We start from the raw sequence: 237 nt of genomic DNA, 5'->3' as shown, positions 1-237 counted from the left end.
CATTCCGTCCGGCTTAATGTTAGCCGCACAGCGGCGAAGATCGGCCAGTAATCCTTCCGTGCTGTGGTAACGGTATTCAGGCGACTTCGCCATCAGTTTAAGCACGATGGCGGAGAGTACAGCGGGGACATCCTGCCGCAGCACATGAGGGGCCAGGGCTTCAGAGGCAATATGGTGGTGTACCCATTCCATATGCCTCCCTTCTACAGTGCCATAAGGTAACTTGCCGGTCAGTAG

1 protein-coding gene is annotated in these 237 nt (G+C 55.7%); it reads right to left on the bottom strand.

Annotation, left to right across the window (positions count from 1 at the left end; translation table 11 throughout):
* On the bottom strand, positions 1-192 hold a 192-nt coding region (locus tag SB719_RS22535), incomplete at its 3' end, for a hypothetical protein (RefSeq protein WP_412160089.1).
* Between the last annotated feature and the right edge of the window lie 45 nt (positions 193-237).

The organism is Pantoea sp. SIMBA_079, from assembly GCF_046940275.1.
GTDB classification, from domain to species: domain Bacteria; phylum Pseudomonadota; class Gammaproteobacteria; order Enterobacterales; family Enterobacteriaceae; genus Pantoea; species Pantoea borealis.
The sequence above is the reverse complement of the archived record's forward strand: the minus strand, read 5'-3'. Positions and strand labels throughout refer to the sequence as shown.